General features: G+C 41.6%; 16 protein-coding genes. 11 read left to right on the top strand and 5 right to left on the bottom strand.

The window, feature by feature from the left end; all coding sequences use genetic code 11:
* Nucleotides 1-17: 17 nt before the first annotated feature.
* The 6 genes from MK395_RS05295 to MK395_RS05270 all read left to right on the top strand — a co-directional run bounded on the left by MK395_RS05295 (nucleotide 18) and on the right by MK395_RS05270 (nucleotide 10,026).
* The gene (locus tag MK395_RS05295) at nucleotides 18-860 is read left to right on the top strand and encodes an aldo/keto reductase (protein WP_061587562.1); all 843 of its coding nucleotides are present in this window, start codon (nucleotides 18-20) and stop codon (nucleotides 858-860) included.
* A 289-nt stretch (nucleotides 861-1,149) separates the two neighbouring features.
* Entirely contained in the window at nucleotides 1,150-5,661 is a 4,512-nt protein-coding gene (locus MK395_RS05290; RefSeq protein ID WP_268711436.1) for a S8 family serine peptidase, read from the top strand.
* 317 nt (nucleotides 5,662-5,978) lie between these two features.
* On the top strand, nucleotides 5,979-6,350 hold the full coding sequence (locus tag MK395_RS05285; RefSeq protein ID WP_268711435.1) for a GFA family protein: 372 nt from the start codon (nucleotides 5,979-5,981) through the stop codon (nucleotides 6,348-6,350).
* Between the two features lie 211 nt (nucleotides 6,351-6,561).
* Entirely contained in the window at nucleotides 6,562-7,479 is a 918-nt protein-coding gene (glyQ, locus tag MK395_RS05280; protein WP_084857176.1) for a glycine--tRNA ligase subunit alpha, read from the top strand.
* A 211-nt stretch (nucleotides 7,480-7,690) separates the two neighbouring features.
* The gene (glyS, locus tag MK395_RS05275; protein ID WP_268711434.1) at nucleotides 7,691-9,727 is read left to right on the top strand and encodes a glycine--tRNA ligase subunit beta; all 2,037 of its coding nucleotides are present in this window, start codon (nucleotides 7,691-7,693) and stop codon (nucleotides 9,725-9,727) included.
* Nucleotides 9,728-9,768: 41 nt separating this feature from the next.
* Complete coding sequence (locus MK395_RS05270; protein WP_000371290.1) at nucleotides 9,769-10,026, top strand: DUF896 family protein; 258 nt, start codon at nucleotides 9,769-9,771, stop codon at nucleotides 10,024-10,026.
* A gap of 82 nt (nucleotides 10,027-10,108) precedes the next feature.
* On the opposite strand, the gene MK395_RS05265 is transcribed toward MK395_RS05270, so the two are convergent.
* Genes MK395_RS05265 through MK395_RS05255 form a run of 3 tightly spaced genes read right to left on the bottom strand, consistent with a single transcriptional unit; the run spans nucleotide 10,109 to nucleotide 12,924 of the window.
* Nucleotides 10,109-11,353 carry an NAD(P)H-dependent oxidoreductase gene (locus tag MK395_RS05265; protein WP_000673672.1) on the bottom strand — a complete coding sequence of 415 codons (1,245 nt, stop codon included), beginning with the start codon at nucleotides 11,351-11,353 and terminating at the stop codon, nucleotides 10,109-10,111.
* Nucleotides 11,354-11,370: 17 nt separating this feature from the next.
* Complete coding sequence (locus tag MK395_RS05260) at nucleotides 11,371-11,976, bottom strand: NADPH-dependent FMN reductase (RefSeq protein WP_268711433.1); 606 nt, start codon at nucleotides 11,974-11,976, stop codon at nucleotides 11,371-11,373.
* Between the two features lie 18 nt (nucleotides 11,977-11,994).
* Nucleotides 11,995-12,924, bottom strand: coding sequence for an FAD:protein FMN transferase (locus tag MK395_RS05255; RefSeq protein ID WP_268711673.1), 930 nt, complete (start codon nucleotides 12,922-12,924; stop codon nucleotides 11,995-11,997).
* Between the two features lie 307 nt (nucleotides 12,925-13,231).
* Here MK395_RS05255 and nox point away from each other — a divergent pair, with 307 nt between their 5' ends.
* The 3 genes from nox to pdxT all read left to right on the top strand — a co-directional run bounded on the left by nox (nucleotide 13,232) and on the right by pdxT (nucleotide 16,326).
* Nucleotides 13,232-14,611 carry a H2O-forming NADH oxidase gene (gene nox, locus MK395_RS05250; RefSeq protein WP_000036761.1) on the top strand — a complete coding sequence of 460 codons (1,380 nt, stop codon included), beginning with the start codon at nucleotides 13,232-13,234 and terminating at the stop codon, nucleotides 14,609-14,611.
* 257 nt (nucleotides 14,612-14,868) lie between these two features.
* Nucleotides 14,869-15,744: a pyridoxal 5'-phosphate synthase lyase subunit PdxS gene (gene pdxS, locus MK395_RS05245; RefSeq protein ID WP_000138521.1), complete on the top strand. Its 876-nt coding sequence runs from the start codon at nucleotides 14,869-14,871 to the stop codon at nucleotides 15,742-15,744.
* Complete coding sequence (pdxT, locus tag MK395_RS05240) at nucleotides 15,745-16,326, top strand: pyridoxal 5'-phosphate synthase glutaminase subunit PdxT (RefSeq protein WP_044021056.1); 582 nt, start codon at nucleotides 15,745-15,747, stop codon at nucleotides 16,324-16,326.
* A 19-nt stretch (nucleotides 16,327-16,345) separates the two neighbouring features.
* Here the strand turns inward: pdxT and trhA are convergent, their stop codons facing one another.
* Both trhA and MK395_RS05230 read right to left on the bottom strand, forming a co-directional pair.
* A complete protein-coding gene (gene trhA, locus MK395_RS05235) occupies nucleotides 16,346-16,993 on the bottom strand; it encodes a PAQR family membrane homeostasis protein TrhA (RefSeq protein ID WP_206283503.1) in 648 nt (215 codons plus the stop codon).
* Nucleotides 16,990-17,436 (bottom strand): DUF1836 domain-containing protein, encoded by a 447-nt coding sequence (locus MK395_RS05230; protein ID WP_001087578.1) that lies wholly within the window; start codon nucleotides 17,434-17,436, stop codon nucleotides 16,990-16,992. The genes trhA and MK395_RS05230 overlap by 4 nt, the downstream gene beginning before the upstream one ends.
* Before the next feature lie 134 nt (nucleotides 17,437-17,570).
* Here MK395_RS05230 and MK395_RS05225 point away from each other — a divergent pair, with 134 nt between their 5' ends.
* Both MK395_RS05225 and MK395_RS05220 read left to right on the top strand, forming a co-directional pair.
* A complete protein-coding gene (locus MK395_RS05225) occupies nucleotides 17,571-18,065 on the top strand; it encodes a GNAT family N-acetyltransferase (protein WP_268711432.1) in 495 nt (164 codons plus the stop codon).
* Nucleotides 18,062-18,577 (top strand): methylated-DNA--[protein]-cysteine S-methyltransferase, encoded by a 516-nt coding sequence (locus MK395_RS05220; protein WP_042902496.1) that lies wholly within the window; start codon nucleotides 18,062-18,064, stop codon nucleotides 18,575-18,577. Before MK395_RS05225 ends, MK395_RS05220 begins: the two co-directional genes overlap by 4 nt.
* Nucleotides 18,578-18,580 lie beyond the last annotated feature (3 nt).

Raw genomic sequence — 18,580 nt, 5'->3', positions numbered from 1 at the left:
CATAGAAAGGAAAAACGATGAAATCTTACAACCTTAATAATGGAGTTTCAATTCCTGTACTAGGATTTGGAACATGGAAAGCTGAAAATGGAGAGGTAGCCTACCAAGCCGTTTTAGAAGCCTTAAAGGCTGGCTATCGTCATATCGATACTGCAGCTATCTATAAAAATGAGGAAAGTGTTGGTCGTGCTATTCGAGATAGCGGTCTTCCACGACAAGAAATCTTTGTAACGACCAAACTCTGGAATACCAATCACAGCTATGATGAAGCTCGCCAAGCATTTGAAGAATCAATGGAAAAACTGGGATTGGATTATCTAGATTTGTACCTTATCCATTGGCCAAATCCAAAACCTTTAAGAGAAAATGACGAATGGAAAACTCGCAATGCTGAAGTCTGGAGAGCGATGGAGGACCTTTACCAAGAAGGAAAAATCCGTGCTATCGGCGTTAGTAATTTCCTTCCCCATCATTTGGATGCCTTGCTTGAGACAGCAAGAATTATCCCGGCGGTCAATCAGGTACGCTTGGCTCCAGGAGTTTATCAAGAGGAAGTGGTTGACTACTGTAAAGAGAAAGGAATTCTCTTAGAGGCATGGGGACCATTTGGGCAAGGGGAGTTGTTTGAACAGAAAGAAGTCCAAAAAATTGCTGCGAAGCATGGGAAAACAGTGGCTCAAATTGCCTTGGCTTGGAGTTTGGCAGAAGGATTTTTACCCCTACCTAAGTCCGTGACAGCCTCTCGCATCCAGAGCAATCTTGACTGTTTTGGAATTGAACTCAGCAAAGACGAGCGAGAAGTCTTAAAGACAATTTCAGTGACTTCGGGCGCACCTCGTGTGGATGAGATGGATTTTTAATTTTTAAAATCGATTTATATCGAATTAACAAAGACTAGGAATTTTAAATCCTAGTCTTTTTATGTATAAAAAATCTAAATTGTTTGTATAATGAAATAATTTTATGGATTGAAATATAGGAACGAACTTAGAAAATATTGGTTTGATAGAGCAAATAACACGAATGATAAAATTAAACAAGTAAAATATATACGTAAATATTACATTTTTGTGACAATTCAGATTTTTATGAAAATTTATGATTATTTGCGTTATAATAGGTATACTTTAAAGAAAAAGGAGATTATTTATGAATAGACGACAACGTTTTTCATTACGGAAATACAAATTTGGTCTTGCTTCAGTTTTATTGGGAACTGCTTTGGTTTTTGGAGCAAGTCAAGTCAGTGCCAACGAGCAGAGTACAGGTGAAAATCAAGCCCAAACTCAGGCAATCAAGACAGAGCTAAAAGACGATAAACACTCAAACTCTTCTACTGACCAAACCAATACTAATGGGATAGCACCAGTAGTTGGAGAGAAACAAGAAGTTGAAACTTCTAAAGAGGATGCTAGTAAACAAGATGCTAAGGTAGATGCTCCGGTTGATAAAACTGCTGAAGCCCAAGAATCAGGAAAAGATAGCGCAGTTGCAAAAGAAGAAAATCAAGGTGTCGTTCAAAAAGAAACAACAGTCGATACCAGTACAGCGCCTGCTACTGAGAAGGCTTCTAACATAGAGAACAAAGAGGCTCAAGCAACGACAGCTCCTAAAACTACTGGAGAAACGGCAACTACTGAAAAAGAACAAGAAAAAGCTGAGTCTGCAAAACCCAATAGTCTTTCAAGCAATGATATCATCACAGTACCAAAAACTTGGAAGGCTGGTTACAAGGGGACGGGGACCGTTGTTGCCATTATTGACTCTGGGCTTGATTTGAATCATGAGGTTCTTCGAATTTCGGATCCGTCAAAAGCAAAATTTAAAAACAAGGAAGCCATCGAAGCAGCTAAAAAGGCTGCTGGAATCGACTACGGTAAATGGTATAGCGATAAGGTTGTCTATGCCTACGATTACTTTGACGGAACAGATAAGATCAAAGAAGCAGAAAGAACTTCTCATGGGATGCACGTAACAGGGATTGCAGCTGGAAACCCTGATAAAGAAGCACCAAATGGTGAAAAGGTCTATGGTGTTGCGCCAGAAGCCCAAGTCATGTTTATGCGTGTCTTTTCAGATCGCCAAAAAACGACCAGTTCTGCCCTTTATGTAAAGGCGATTGATGACGCGGTTGCCTTGGGAGCAGATGCCATTAATATGAGTTTAGGCTCTAGCACTGGTTCTATGGTAGATGCTGGTTCCGATATCGTGGATGCCATCAAACGGGCTCGTGCCAAGGGAGTTTCTGTTCTTATCTCAGCAGGAAATAGCAATACATTCGGAAATGGTTATTCAAAACCATTAGCTGAAAACCCAGACTATGGCTTGGTTGGAAATCCATCCACTGTTGAGGATTCGATTTCAGTTGCTTCTGTCAACAACAAAACATTGACGACAGCGGTTTTTGAAGTTAAAGGTCTAGAGGGAAATGCCGGTCTTCATAACGGAAAATTTGATTATAATCAACCTGAAGCAGATAAGGACTTTGAAAAAGGAAAAGAGTACGAATACGTCGAAGCAGGGTTAGGTCGTGAAGAAGACTTTGCGAAGTTGGATTTAACTGGGAAACTTGCCCTCATTCAGCGTGGAGCTATGAATTTTTCAGAGAAGATCAAAAATGCACGAAAACACGGTGCAGTTGGTGCTTTGATCTACAATAATGTAGAAGGTGCAAACATCAATATGTCTATTGACGATGAAGCAAAGAAAATTCCTTCTGTATTTATTTCTAAACAGTATGGTGAAGCCTTAAAATCAGGAAACTACAAGATTGTTTTTAATGGTAAGATGGATAATCGTCCTTCTGATGTAGCCAATCAGCTATCTGACTTTTCAAGTTGGGGAGTGACTACCGATGGACAATTGAAACCAGACGTGACAGCTCCTGGCGGCAATATCTACTCATCCTTTAATGACAATACCTATGGTAGTATCAGCGGAACCAGTATGGCGGCTCCTCACGTTACGGGTGTTGCAGTTTTGGTTAAGGAATACCTTCAAAAACACCATCCAGAATTGACTCCTGAGCAAGTATCAGAGACTGTCAAGGCCTTGATCATGTCAACTGCAAAACCACATGTTAATAAGGACACAGGCACTTATACCTCTCCTCGTCAGCAAGGTTCTGGTATTGTGGATACAGCTGCTGCAGTGTCAACAGACCTCTATGTAACGGGTGAAAATGGTTATCCAAGTGTAACTTTAGGAAATGTTGGAGACCAATTTACTTTCAAGGTCACTGTACACAATATTTCAGATACTGACCGTACTCTCAAGATGGTAGTGAATACCAATACAGACGAGGTCCAAGATGGAAAATTCACCCTTCGACCTCGAAAACTAACGGAGACAGTCTGGCCTGAAGTGACGGTCAAAGCCCACAGCAGTCAAACAGTCACTGTTAAAGTGGATGCTCGAAAATTTGCTGCTGAACTCAGCAAACAAATGCCAAATGGCTATTTCCTTGAAGGTTTTGTTCGATTTGTAGATCCAGCAGATGATGGGGATATTGTGAGTCTTGCATTTATGGGCTTCCGAGGAGAATTCCAAAATCTCCCCGCTGTCGAAAAACCAATTTACAACCTTGTTCGAGAAGGGAAAAACGGATTTTACACGGAAGTAGACAAGGAAAATCCTGCCGTTAACTACTCTAATGATGCTACCTATCTAGCTACCTTGCAAAATGACCTTCTAGTGTCTAAAGGTCAACGCCAAGGACGCCGAATTACCGTTCTTGGAATCGAACAAAATGCTGAAGGTAAGCATGTTCTTCAGTTGGACGAAAAAGGGAATGTCCGTATTGCCATTTCTCCAAACGATGATGGAAACAAAGACCTGGTTGAATACAAAACGGTTGCTTTGAGAAATCTTGTAAATCTTCGGGCAACAGTTTATGCGGCTACGGATACCAAGCATGAACATCCTATTTGGGAGGGCGATGCAAAGGATCTTCGTAAGAATTATTTTGATGGAGACAGTAGAAATCTGAAAAGCTATATTCTAGATAATACTGCTTGGAGAGGTCAGGATTTTGATGGCAATACTGTTGCAGATGGTTTATATGACTATGTTATCAGTTATACACCAGACGTTCCAGGAGCTAAAGAACAATACACGACCTTTAAAATTCAAATTGATACTCAAAAACCTGTCATCACAAGTGGTTATATTCGCTTTAAAGATGGAAACCAAGAATTCGTAGCTCGCAAACCAAAAGATGTCGGTCAAGGTGGTATCCTTTCAGAAAAAGTCTTCTATATCACACCATTTGACCAGAAAGGGACCATGGTTCTAACTGGGAAAGACCAGTCTGGAACTCGTGCGCTTGAAAACACCCATCTGATCAAAGCCAATGCTGATGGTAGTTATACACTCCCTAAGGATGTTGACAAGGCTAATATTTACTATCTTGTTGAGGACTATGCAGGAAATGTAGACTATATCTCACTTGCTGAACTTGTCCGCGATCAAAATAGTGGTCGAGTTAAAATTGACTTGAAGGATGCAAAAACAAATCAGGATATTGATACCCTCTACGTCTATCGAATCAAAAATAGCAAGGGGCAATATGTTGATGTTGACAAGACAAAAGCGATTCATTTCTTACAATTTGGTCATTATACAGCAGAAATTTTCAGTTATGACCGAACAGAATTGAAATTTATCAGTGCCTTGTCCCAAGAGTTCGACTTGACGGAAGAAAATAGTTTCCAAACCATTACCTTCCTAGCAAATCTCCTAGAATATGCACCAGTGTCTGTTTCCTTCAATCAAGCCGTTCCAAAGACGACTACAGTAGTTCTGAAAGGAGAAGATGGGACAAGTATCACTCTTCCTGCTGAAAAATACGTTCAATACGCCTTTGGTAAGAAAGTTGCTACAGGTCGTTATACTGTACAAGTCACCTTGCCAACTGGATATGAACTCCTTGAAGATCTCGTTTCCTTGCTCGTTCAGCCAGGTCGAAATAATGCTTTGCGTCTATCTGTTGTGTCTAAGTTGGCCTTGATTGCTGCGGTAAATCAACAAAAAGAACTGGTAGAAACGTCTCGTTACTTTAATAGTAGTGTAGATAAGAGAAAAGCTTATGACCAAGCTTTCCAAGTGGCGCAGTCAGCCTTGTCAAGCAAGTTGAAGCAAGAATTGATTGATGGCGTTCTCGCTAGTCTTGAGGCTGCTGGTAAAGCTTTGGATGGAAAAGATTCGAACGTTACAGCCTTGAAAGAAGCTATGAAAGCTTACTACGCAACGACTAAAACTGGACGATATGCGAATGCCAAAGAAAAAGTACGTCGAGCTTATGATCGTGCCTTCCAAGAAATCGCCTTACTAGCTGTGGACCCTAGAGTCAAACAGGATCAAATTGACCAATCTCTCATTGCCCTAGCAACAGCTAAAAGCAAACTGAATGGCAAAGCTACAGACTTCTCTAGTCTAAAGAAACTGGTCAAAGATGAACGCCTTTTCCAAGAAAAGAACGCGAGATTTATCTATGCTGACAAGAAAGAAAAAGCAGCTTTTCTTCTAGTCTTTAAAGAAGCACAGGAACTCCTTAAAGATCCAGGAGCGAGCCAAGAAGATGTCAAAGATGCCATTACAGCCTTGAAACAAGCCAAGAGAAATCTACATGGCAAAAAACCAAAAGCGAAAAGACATCCTTAAACAGGAGTTTCTGAAGCTTTACTAATAAATGAGTCTGGAACTTTGTTTTCAGACTCATTTTTGGTTTACACTAGCTAGAAAATCTGCTATAATACTAGCTAGGAAAGAAAGTCTTATGGCGTTCTTCAAGCGAGCTTGGGGTAGTGGGAGCCAAGTAGAACAAGGTAAGAAACTGGCGCTTTCTGTCGTATTTTTAAAAACAATGAAGTAATAAATTAGGGTGGAACCGCGTTTTTGACGCCCCTAGTCGCAAGGCTTGGGTGTTGAAATTCGGTTCTTTTTGAATTTCGTCTAATGCCTAAGTAGAAAGGAGCATAATGTTTAAAGGATCTTGTTTATGCAAAGCAGTGACCTACACTTTAGATGAGGAATTGTCGGAATTAGTTTTTTGCCACTGCTCATTCTGTCGGAAAGCAACTGCGTCTGCCTATACAGTGAATGCCAAAGTTAGCAGTAAAAACCTAGTATTGCATGGAAAAGAACAGTTGGTTACCTATAGTTCATCTCCAGGAAAACAACGCTATTACTGTCAGAACTGTCATAGTCAAATTTTCACTGCTCAAGAAAATATACCAGAAGTCTGTGCTTTGAAACTAGGTACAATAGACGAATGCGATCAGAATTTACAAACGGTTCCCAAACGTCATATTTTTCAGGACCCAGCTTTTTCTTGGTTGCTTGATGAATAAAGCTAAAAAGATAATATAAATTAAAGGAGTAAACAATGTCTAAGAAATTGACTTTCCACTGCGTCAGTGACAGAGACCTCCTTACAGTCGGACTGCCCCATGCTCAGCACTAGAGTGCCTGAGCTAGACGCAGTACTAACTCGTCTTGCCTCGTATAATCGACAAGGCAGACTCGTGTCGCAAAAAATCATTTTTTATTAAGGAGTATTCAATGTCTAAGAAATTAACATTTCAAGAAATTATTTTGACTTTGCAACAATTTTGGAATGACCAAGGTTGTATGCTCATGCAGGCTTATGATAATGAAAAAGGTGCGGGGACAATGAGTCCTTATACCTTCCTTCGTGCTATCGGACCTGAGCCATGGAATGCGGCTTATGTAGAGCCATCACGTCGTCCTGCTGACGGTCGTTATGGGGAAAACCCTAACCGTCTCTACCAACACCACCAATTCCAAGTGGTTATGAAGCCATCTCCATCAAATATCCAGGAACTTTACCTTGAGTCTTTGGAAAAATTGGGTATCAATCCTTTGGAACACGATATTCGTTTCGTTGAAGATAACTGGGAAAATCCATCGACTGGTTCAGCTGGTCTCGGTTGGGAAGTTTGGCTTGATGGGATGGAAATCACTCAGTTCACTTATTTCCAACAAGTTGGTGGATTGGCAACGGGCCCTGTGACTGCGGAAGTTACCTATGGTTTGGAACGTTTGGCTTCTTACATTCAAGAAGTCAACTCTGTCTATGATATTGAGTGGGCAGATGGTGTAAAATACGGAGAAATCTTCATCCAGCCTGAGTATGAGCACTCAAAATATTCATTTGAAATTTCGAACCAAGAAATGTTGCTTGAAAACTTTGATAAGTTTGAAAAGGAAGCTGGTCGTGCCTTGGAAGAAGGCTTGGTTCACCCTGCCTATGACTATGTTCTCAAATGTTCACACACCTTTAACCTGCTTGATGCGCGTGGTGCCGTATCTGTAACAGAGCGCGCAGGCTATATCGCCCGTATCCGTAACTTAGCCCGTGTCGTAGCTAAAACCTTTGTCGCAGAACGCAAACGCCTAGGCTACCCACTTTTGGATGAAGCAACACGAGCTAAACTCCTAGCAGAAGACGCAGAATAAAGAGAGTGACGGTTTACGAAAATGGGCGAACAGAGTGAGCCTTGATCCAGTTGCCGCAGTGATGAAGGTATCCTTAGTGAAGCTAAGGATACTAGGCAAAATTGGAGACTTTCGGCTCCAATTTTAGCAATGAAACAACGAAGTTGGTTGCTTGCGTGCCAATCACATAAGGCAAACTGGAAAATAAAAAGATACTTTTCGGAGAAAAAACATGACAAAAAACTTATTAGTAGAACTCGGTCTTGAAGAGTTACCTGCCTACGTAGTAACTCCAAGCGAAAAACAACTAGGTGAAAAAATGGCAGCCTTCCTCAAGGAAAACCGCCTATCTTTTGAAGCCATTCAAACCTTCTCAACACCACGCCGTTTGGCTGTTCGTGTGACTGGTCTTGCAGACAAACAGTCTGATTTGACAGAAGATTTCAAGGGACCAGCAAAGAAAATTGCATTGGATAGTGATGGAAACTTCACCAAAGCAGCTCAAGGATTTGTCCGTGGGAAAGGCTTGACAGTTGAAGATATTGAATTCCGTGAAATCAAGGGTGAAGAATATGTCTATGTTACCAAGGAAGAAGTGGGGCAACCAGTTGAAGCCATTGTTCCTGGTGTTGTAGATGTCTTAAAATCCCTAACTTTCCCTGTTAGCATGCACTGGGCTAACAACACCTTTGAATACATCCGCCCTGTACATACTTTGACAGTTCTCTTGGACGAGCAAGAGTTTGATTTGGATTTCCTTGATATCAAGGGCGGTCGTGTGAGTCGCGGTCATCGTTTCTTGGGACAAGAAACTAAGATTCAGTCAGCATTGAGCTATGAAGAAGACCTTCGTGAACAGTTTGTAATTGCGGATCCTCGTGAACGTGAGCAAATGATTGTTGATCAAATCAAAGCAATTGAAGCTGAACATGGGGTCCGTATCGAAATTGATGCTGACTTACTGAATGAAGTCTTGAACTTGGTTGAATACCCAACTGCCTTTATGGGAAGTTTTGATGCTAAATACCTTGAGGTTCCAGAAGAAGTCTTGGTTACTTCGATGAAGGAACACCAACGCTACTTCGTTGTTCGTGATCAAGACGGTAAACTCTTACCAAACTTCATTTCAGTCCGTAACGGAAACGCAGAGCATTTGGAAAATGTTATCAAGGGAAATGAAAAAGTTTTGGTTGCCCGCTTGGAAGACGGTGAATTCTTCTGGCGTGAAGACCAAAAATTGGTCATTTCTGACCTAGTCGAAAAATTGAACCATGTGACCTTCCACGAAAAGATTGGTTCTCTTCGTGAACACATGATTCGTACGGGGCAGATTGCCATTCTCTTGGCAGAAAAAGCAGGTTTGTCAGTGGATGAAACAGTTGACCTTGCTCGTGCAGCAGCCATTTACAAGTTTGACTTGTTGACGGGGATGGTTGGTGAGTTTGATGAGCTCCAAGGTATTATGGGTGAGAAATATGCTCTTCTTGCTGGAGAAACTCCAGCAGTTGCGGCTGCTATTCGTGAACACTACATGCCTACAGCTGCCGAAGGCGAACTTCCAGAGAGCAAGGTTGGAGCCATTCTAGCCATTGCAGACAAATTGGATACGATTTTGAGTTTCTTCTCAGTAGGTTTGATTCCATCAGGTTCTAACGACCCTTATGCCCTTCGTCGTGCGACGCAAGGTGTGGTTCGTATCTTGGATGCTTTTGGTTGGCACATTGCTATGGATGAGCTGATCGATAGCCTTTATACTTTGAAATTCGACAGCTTGACTTATGAAAATAAAGCAGAGGTCATGGACTTTATCAAGGCTCGTGTTGATAAGATGATGGGTTCTACTCCAAAAGATATCAAGGAAGCAGTTCTTGCAAGTTCAAACTTTGTTGTGGCGGATATGCTAGAAGCAGCAAGTGCTCTTGTGGAAGCAAGCAAGAAAGAAGATTTCAAACCATCTGTCGAATCCCTCTCACGTGCTTTCAACTTGGCTGAGAAAGCAGAAGGATCTGATACTGTTGATCCTGCTCTCTTTGAGAATGAAGAAGAGAAAGCCTTGGTAGAAGCCGTAGAATCACTTGTTTTGTCAGGGACTGCAAGTCAGCAATTAGAACAACTCTTTGAGCTTAGCCCAGTTATTGATGCTTTCTTTGAAAATACCATGGTAATGGCTGAAGACCAGGCTGTCCGGCAAAATCGTTTGGCTATCTTGTCGCAATTAACCAAGAAAGCAGCTAAACTTGCACGTTTCAACCAAATCAATACTAAATAAACTCAGTCAAACGAACTGTATCTTATCACAAAGGAGAAGAAATGGATCCGAAAAAAATCGCTCGTATCAATGAGCTTGCCAAAAAGAAAAAAACAGAAGGCTTAACTTCTGCTGAAAAAGTGGAACAAGCTAAACTTCGTGAGGAGTACATCGAAGGCTATCGTCGATCTGTTCGTCACCACATCGAGGGAATCAAAATTGTGGACGAGGAAGGCAATGACGTCACACCAGAAAAACTACGTCAGGTACAACGTGAAAAAGGTTTGCACGGCCGTAGTATAGATGATCCTAACTCATAAAATGAAAGGGGGTGTAGATGATTTACATTCCCCTTTTCTGTTGTAATAAAAAAGAAGGAGCCAAATGGCTCCTTTTGGTTTCTTAGTTGCTTGCGCCAGATGTAGCGTCAGCGTCACCACCGTGGCCTCCAGCATCACCTGAATCAGAAGCGCCGGAAGTAGCATCGGCGTCTCCATGACCTCCAGCAGCAGGAGCAAATGGTCCGCTACCACCTACCAAACGTTGACCAGTCTCTTTTAGGTACCAGTCAAGCCATGGTTGGAAGTTAAAGACGATTTCATTGATACCAGCGTATGATCCATCAGGATAGTACATTGCTTGGTAGTTGTGTGTGTTGATGACACCTGCAGGAGAACCTGGAACGATCGTACGGACGTATTCTTGGTTTCCGTTGCGAAGTGTTCCGATAACCCACTCTACGTTCTTCATACGTGCTGGTGGAAGAGAACCATGAACAGTCGACATACGGCTACCTGATTGAGGTGGTACACGTTTAGCAAACATGGTGTCTGGATCTTGGTGAGCGTTGTTGTAGTATAGGAATTGGTTGTTGTCGTCAGCGTATGTCAATTCAAACGGCATAGCTTTCAAAAACATATCAATTTGGTTAACTGTCAAGATACCGTGGTCCAATTTGACATAGGTATCACCAGAAACAGCTCCAGTGATTGCTGCAACTTTTTCTACCCATTCTGGATCGTCAGGATCAACTTCTGTAATGGTTGTAGCAATTGGTTTTCCACAATCCAAGTCTTCTGGTTCGATTGGTTTTGGTTTTTTCAATTTCGAAACGACTCCTACGTATTTTACAAAGTTATCTAAGCAAGTTTCAAGGAATTTAACAGTTCCTTCGTTGGTGATATTTCCGTTGTTATCAAAAGCTTCCTTAGCTTTGCCAAGAAGAAATTCGTTACCTGGAAGAGTGTAGGCATTGACACCGGGAGCATCAAGGATTTTACGAAGGTGAACTTGGGCGCGTGACGTTCCTTGGTCGTAGTATGATGCACCCACAATCATAACAGGCTTGTTTTCAAATGGATGAACTTCGTATGAAAGCCATTCAAGTACAGATTTGAGTGAAGCTGAGATAGTGTGGTTGTGCTCAGGAGTGGCGATAATGACACCATCAGCACGTGTAATCTTGTTATACAAGAAACGCAATTGGAAACTTTCGTCCCATTTTTCGTCTTGGTTAAACATTGGAACTTCGTCGATTTCAAGAACTTCTAATTCAAATTTGAATTTGAAATTGCGACGGATAAATTCCAAGAGTTTGCGGTTATATGATTGATCGTAGTTTGATCCAACAAGTCCAACAAATTTCATTCTTTCGGTCTCCTATCTTACAAATTTTCCCAGTCAAATTCTTCTGCATCTTTGCGAAGCAATTCCTGTGCATTGCGCAATTTCTCAGTAATCTTCACGAAGATACGGAAGTCATCAAAGATGGCATCCAATTTCTTGATGACATCAAGGTCAACCAAGTCACCACTTGGGTTAAATGCTTGAAGAGAGTGTGAGAGCAAGAATTCATCTGGAAGAACATTTGCCTTGATTTCAGGAGCGTTCAAGATTTGACGAAGTTGCAATTGGGCACGAGATGAACCAAGTGTACCGTAAGAAGCACCAGTGATCATGATTGGTTTGTTCAAAAGTGGGTAGATACCGTAAGATAGCCAAGCAAGAGTGCTCATCAAAACTGCAGGGATTGAGTGGTCGTACTCAGGGGTACCGATGATGACACCATCAGATGCTTCAATTTTAGCCGCAATTTCAAGAATTTCAGCAGGAAGAAGTTTATCTGCTGGTTTGTTGAAAACAGGGATATCCTTGATTTCAACGAGTTCAATTTCAGCTTTATCAGCAAAGTGTTTTTGCATGTATTGGAGCAATTGGCGGTTTGTAGAACGTTTAGAGTTCGTTCCAACAATGGCAATAAGTTTTAGCATGAGATTTCCTTTCTCTTTTTACATAATACAATTTTGAAGGCCTGAAGAACATGCAAGGCGTCCCTCTTTGTCGATGAGGATGGCTTCAATACCATCTATACTTTCGACTTGCCAGAGGATAGAAGCGCTTCGTTCTCCGAAAAGGCGTGTTGTCCATATCTCACCATCAACGGATTTATCAGAGATAATCGTTAGGCTAGCAAGATCGGTTTCGACAGGGAATCCTGTCTCACTATCAAAGATATGGTGATAGTCTTTTCCATCTACTGTCAGGTGGCGTTCATAGATACCTGAAGTGACAACGGATTTGTTAGAAGCAGGGATCGTTAGGAGATGATTGCCACGAGGATTTCGCGGATCTTGAATCCCAATCTGCCAGGCATTCCCTTCTTTAGCTTGGTTATTCCCGATGGTGAGGATATTTCCTCCGAGATTGATCAAGGCAGAGGTAACACCGTGTGCTTTTAAATACTGGGCAACCTTATCTGCACTATAGCCCTTAGCTAAACAACCTAAATCAAGCTTCATTTCTTTCTTCTCTAAAAAGACAGTAGAGCTAGTCGGATCCAACTTGATAAAATGCGGGTCAACTAGAGGCAAGACAGCTTCGATTTCTTTAGAGTCTGGAAGCCGTGCATCTGCAAATCCGATTCGCCAGGTTTGAATCAAGGGACCAATACTGATGTTGAGATGGCTAGATGGAGCTAGACTATGTTCTAACCCAAGAACAATCAGTTCAAACAGGTCAGGGTGAACCTTAACAGGTTTGATTCCAGCCTGGTAGTTGATTTCCATCAGTTCAGATTCTTGACTGTTGGCGTTAAAGCGGTATTCGAGTTCCTTGAGCAAATCAAAGGCTCCTTGAAGTAGGCAATCAGCCTGTTCATCTACTAATGAAATCGTGATCGTTGTTCCCATTAGCCGTTCAGAACGTGAATGAAGAGGCAAGCTACCAGCTCCTTTCTCTTTATAGGAAATCATTTAATATAAGTTGGTTAAAGAAAAATTAAACCCCTTACATTTTCTTTCCATGTATCTAGCATATCATAAAGTCAGCGTTTTCACAAATGAATTTTGACAAAAAGTCAAGAAATATGCTCAAAACTAATATGAAAGCGATAGAAAAATTGGATTTATCAATGTTAAGTGTATTTTTTTCTGAAAAAAAGAGAATTCTGAGCAAATATCTTGTAAACGCTAACAGTAAATGATATACTAGAAAGGTAAATCAAAAATTAAAGGTAGGAATTTTTCTATGAGTAAAATCGTTGTAGTTGGTGCTAACCACGCTGGTACAGCTTGTATTAATACCATGTTGGACAACTTCGGACATGAGAACGAAATCGTAGTATTTGACCAAAACTCAAATATTTCATTCCTTGGTTGTGGAATGGCGCTTTGGATCGGGGAACAAATTGATGGCCCAGAAGGTCTCTTCTACTCTGATAAAGAAAAATTGGAAGCAAAAGGTGCTAAAGTTTACATGAACTCACCAGTTCTTTCAATTGACTACGATAACAAAGTTGTGACAGCAGAAGTTGAAGGTAAAGAACACAAAGAGTCTTATGATAAATTGATCTTTGCAACTGGTTCAACTCCAATCTTGCCTCCAATCGAAGGTGTTGAAATCGTTAAGGGTAACCGCGAATTCAAAGCGACTCTTGAAAATGTACAATTTGTTAAATTGTACCAAAACGCTGAAGAAGTTATTGAAAAACTTGAAGACAAGAGCAAACACCTTGAGCGCATTGCCGTTGTTGGTGGTGGTTACATCGGTGTAGAACTTGCCGAAGCCTTTGAGCGTCTTGGAAAAGAAGTGGTGCTTGTCGATATCGTAGACACAGTCTTGAACGGCTACTATGACAAAGACTTCACTCAAATGATGGCGAAGAACTTGGAAGACCACAACATCCGCTTGGCTCTTGGTCAAACAGTTAAAGCCATCCAAGGTGATGGAAAAGTTGAACGCTTGGTAACAGACAAAGAAACATTTGATGTAGATATGGTAGTTCTTGCTGTTGGTTTCCGTCCAAACACAGCTCTTGCTGACGGTAAGATTGAACTCTTCCGTAACGGTGCCTTCCTTGTAGATAAGAAACAAGAAACATCTATCCCAGGTGTATACGCTGTTGGTGACTGTGCAACTGTTTATGACAATGCTCGTAAAGACACTAGCTACATCGCTCTTGCTTCTAACGCTGTACGTACTGGTATCGTTGGTGCTTATAACGCTTGTGGTCATGAATTGGAAGGAATCGGAGTTCAAGGATCAAACGGTATCTCTATCTACGGTCTTCACATGGTTTCGACTGGTTTGACTCTTGAAAAAGCCAAAGCTGCTGGCTATAATGCAACTGAAACTGGATTTAACGATCTTCAAAAACCAGAATTTATCAAACATGACAACCACGAAGTTGCCATCAAGATTGTCTTTGACAAAGACAGCCGCGAAATCCTTGGTGCACAAATGGTTTCACATGATGCTGCTATCAGTATGGGAATCCACATGTTCTCACTTGCTATCCAAGAGCATGTAACCATTGATAAATTGGCTTTGACAGACCTATTCTTCTTGCCACATTTCAACAAACCATACAACTACATTACAATGGCTGCACTTACAGCTGAAAAATAACAATAGCTGAGCTATCTGGCCTTAAGTTAAGGTCAGATAGTTTTTTAGTTATACTCTTCGAAAATCAAATTCAAACCACGTCAGCTTCGCCTTACCGTACTCAAGTACAGCCTGCGGCTAGCTTCCTAGTTTGCTCTTTGATTTTCATTGAGTGTCAATCTGTACCCACACAATTATCCTTTTTCTATCTTGTACTTCATTCTAATCTGGCTTAAAATGAAATGGTAGCTACCAATACAAATGATGAGGATTAAGAAATGACTGAAAATCGTTATGAACTAAATAAAAACTTGGCACAGATGCTCAAAGGTGGGGTTATCATGGACGTTCAGAACCCTGAACAGGCTCGTATCGCAGAGGCTGCTGGTGCGGCAGCTGTTATGGCCTTGGAGCGGATTCCAGCTGATATTCGGGCAGCTGGTGGGGTTTCCCGTATGAGTGATCCAAAGATGATTAAGGAAATCCAAGAAGCGGTCAGTATTCCAGTGATGGCCAAGGTCAGAATTGGGCATTTTGTTGAAGCTCAGATTTTAGAGGCTATTGAGATTGACTATATCGATGAGAGTGAAGTGCTGTCTCCAGCTGACGACCGTTTCCATGTGGATAAGAAGGAATTCCAAGTTCCTTTTGTCTGTGGAGCTAAGGACTTGGGTGAAGCCTTGCGTCGTATTGCTGAAGGAGCTTCCATGATTCGGACAAAAGGAGAACCGGGTACAGGTGACATTGTTCAAGCCGTTCGCCATATGCGCATGATGAATCAAGAAATCCGTCGCATTCAAAATCTCCGTGAGGATGAACTTTATGTGGCTGCCAAGGACTTGCAAGTCCCTGTTGAATTGGTCCAATACGTCCATGAACATGGAAAATTACCAGTTGTTAACTTTGCAGCTGGAGGTGTGGCAACGCCAGCAGATGCTGCGCTGATGATGCAATTGGGGGCAGAGGGTGTCTTTGTCGGTTCAGGTATTTTCAAATCAGGCGACCCTGTTAAACGAGCAAGTGCTATTGTCAAAGCCGTAACCAACTACCAAAATCCTCAAATTCTGGCTCAAATCTCTGAAGACCTAGGGGAAGCCATGGTTGGTATCAATGAGAGTGAAATTCAAATTCTCATGGCAGAGCGAGGAAAATAGATGAAAATTGGAATATTGGCCTTGCAGGGTGCCTTTGCAGAACATGAAAAAGTGCTAGATAAACTAGGAGTCGCTAGTGTCCAAATCAGAAATTTAGATGATTTTCAGAAACATCAGAGTGACTTGGCGGGTTTGATATTACCTGGTGGGGAGTCTACAACCATGGGCAAGCTCTTGCGTGACCAGCAGATGCTGCTTCCCATCCGAGAAGCTATTTTATCTGGACTCCCAGTCTTTGGAACCTGCGCCGGTTTGATTTTGCTGGCTAAGGAAATCACTTCTCAGGAAGAAAGTCATCTTGGAACCATGGATATAGTGGTTGAGCGCAATGCTTATGGGCGCCAACTAGGAAGCTTCTATACAGAGGCAGAATGTAAGGGAGTCGGTCAGATTCCCATGACTTTTATCCGTGGACCGATTATCAGCAGTGTTGGAGAGGGTGTAGAAATTCTAGCAACAGTTGATGATCAAATCGTTGCAGCCCAAGAAAAAAATATGCTGGTAACTTCTTTTCATCCAGAATTGACAGATGATGTTGGCTTGCACCAGTATTTTATCAATATGTGTAAAGAAAAAAGTTGAGAAAAAATTCTCAACTTTTTTACATGTAATAAACAATGGCAATATATTGGAGTGCAGACGCCGCTAGGATAAAGAGATGCCAAATCATGTGGAAATAAGGTTTTTTCTTAGCGTAAAATCCAGCTCCAACTGTATAACAGAGTCCGCCAGTTACCATGAGACTCCAGAAAATTGGCGTTGTTTGACTGATAATGGCAGGAATGATAGCCAGAACCAACCAGCCCATAATCAGGTAAAGGGCAAGGCTGAATTTCTCATTGACCTTTTTAGCAAAGATTTTATAGAGGATGCCAAAGATGGTCGTTCCCCACTGAATGGCAATAATGAGATAGCCAAACCAGTTATTCATCAAAGTCAATACGACCGGCGTGTAAGAGCCTGCGATAGCCACATAAATCATAGAATGGTCGATGATTCGCAAGACGTATTTGTGGGTCGAACCATAGACCATAGAGTGGTAAATGGTTGACGAGAGGAACATGAGAAAGAGACTGATAACAAAGATAGAAACACCAAAAGATGATAAAAACCCATGTGCTTCATAACTATAGGTGGATGAAATAGGGAGCAAGATGAGCATGATAACAGCACCCACAGCATGGGTCACGCTATTGGCAATCTCCTCTCCAAAACTGAGTTTTTTACTGAGCTTTAGACTGGTATTCATTGGATTTCCTCCTCTTCTTTGATAAGGATTAAGTCTAGAGTTTGATGATAGAGTTTAACCGTTTGACAACTGGTTTGGATAATAGGATTTTCTGGATCAATCCCATGGTTCATGTAGTCCACAAAAGCATCGTAGAGCTGGTCTGAGCTCGCTTGAGTTTGTAGAGTATTAAGTGTCTGAGCGATTTCTTGGATCGAAAAGACAGACTTGAGAGTGGTGATAGCAATCAAACGGGCAATCTGTTTGCGTTGGTATTTTTTCTTGTCTGGCTTTGTCAGGTAACCATGTTTGACATAGTTATTGACCATGGATGCTGTTAGACCCTTGTCCTTATCTGGAGAGATAGGGGCACAGACCTGATTGACATAGAGTAAAACCTGATCCAGATAGAGGTCAATGTTTGGAATGTCTTCCCATTTTGGGTAGGAAAAGTTAGAATTCATTTCCAACTCCTTTTTATCTAGTTTCGATAACTAGATTATAAAATAATAAAAAACAAAAGTCAAGTTTCAACTGCTTGTAGAAAGCTTTAAATTATGCTATGATGAGAGAAACTAGTTAGAAATGAGGGGAAAAGATGGAGATTCGTTTAGCTTTTCCAAACGAAGTAGATGCGATTATGCAGGTGATGGAGGATGCTAAAAAGTGCTTAGCCAAGTCTGGTAGCGACCAGTGGCAAAATGGCTATCCAAATGCCGACATCATTATCGATGATATCATCTCAGGTCAAGCCTATGTGGCCTTGGAAGAAGGAGAACTACTAGCCTATGCTGCTGTGACCAAGAGTCCAGAGAAATCCTATGAAGGCATTTATGAAGGAAGTTGGCAGGGGGGAGAATCAGAATATCTGGTCTTTCACCGTATCGCTGTGGCAACAGATGTCCAAGGACAAGGAGTTGCTCAGACTTTCCTAGAAGGCTTGATTGAAGGTTTTGATTATCTAGATTTTCGTTCAGATACGCATGCAGAAAACAAGGCCATGCAGCATATCTTTGAAAAGCTGGGCTTCCAACAGGTCGGTAAGGTTCCAGTTGATGGGGAACGTTTGGCCTATCAGAAATTAAAAAAATGAAGCAGAAAAAGTACGCAAAAATGCTCTACCCGTCGCCGATTGGAACCTTATCCTTAGTTGCTGACGAGCAATATCTGTATGGAATTTGGGTACAGGACCAAACCCATTTTGAGAGGGGATTAGGGGATGAAACGATAGAAGAAGTTGCTAGCCATTCTGTATTAGAGCAAGTTATTTCCTATTTAGATATCTATTTCGAAGGCAGTGTTCAGGATCTATCTGATTTACCTTTGGCTCCTATTGGAACAGATTTTGAAAAGCGGGTCTGGGCTTATTTACAGGCCATTCCTTATGGTCAGACAGTGACTTATGGACAAATAGCGCAAGACTTGCAAGTAGCTTCTGCCCAAGCAATTGGCGGAGCAGTGGGGCGCAATCCTTGGTCCATACTCGTTCCCTGTCATCGTGTGCTAGGGTCAGGCAATCGCTTGATAGGCTATGCATCGGGAGTCGAAAAGAAAGCCTGGCTCTTGCAACATGAAGGTGCAGCATTTCAAGAAAATAAAGAATAGAAA

The sequence above is a fragment of the Streptococcus oralis genome, assembly GCF_026782085.1.
Classification (GTDB): Bacteria; Bacillota; Bacilli; order Lactobacillales; family Streptococcaceae; genus Streptococcus; species Streptococcus oralis_DA.
Note: the sequence above shows the minus strand (reverse complement) of the source record. Positions and strands in the feature narration are given on the sequence as shown.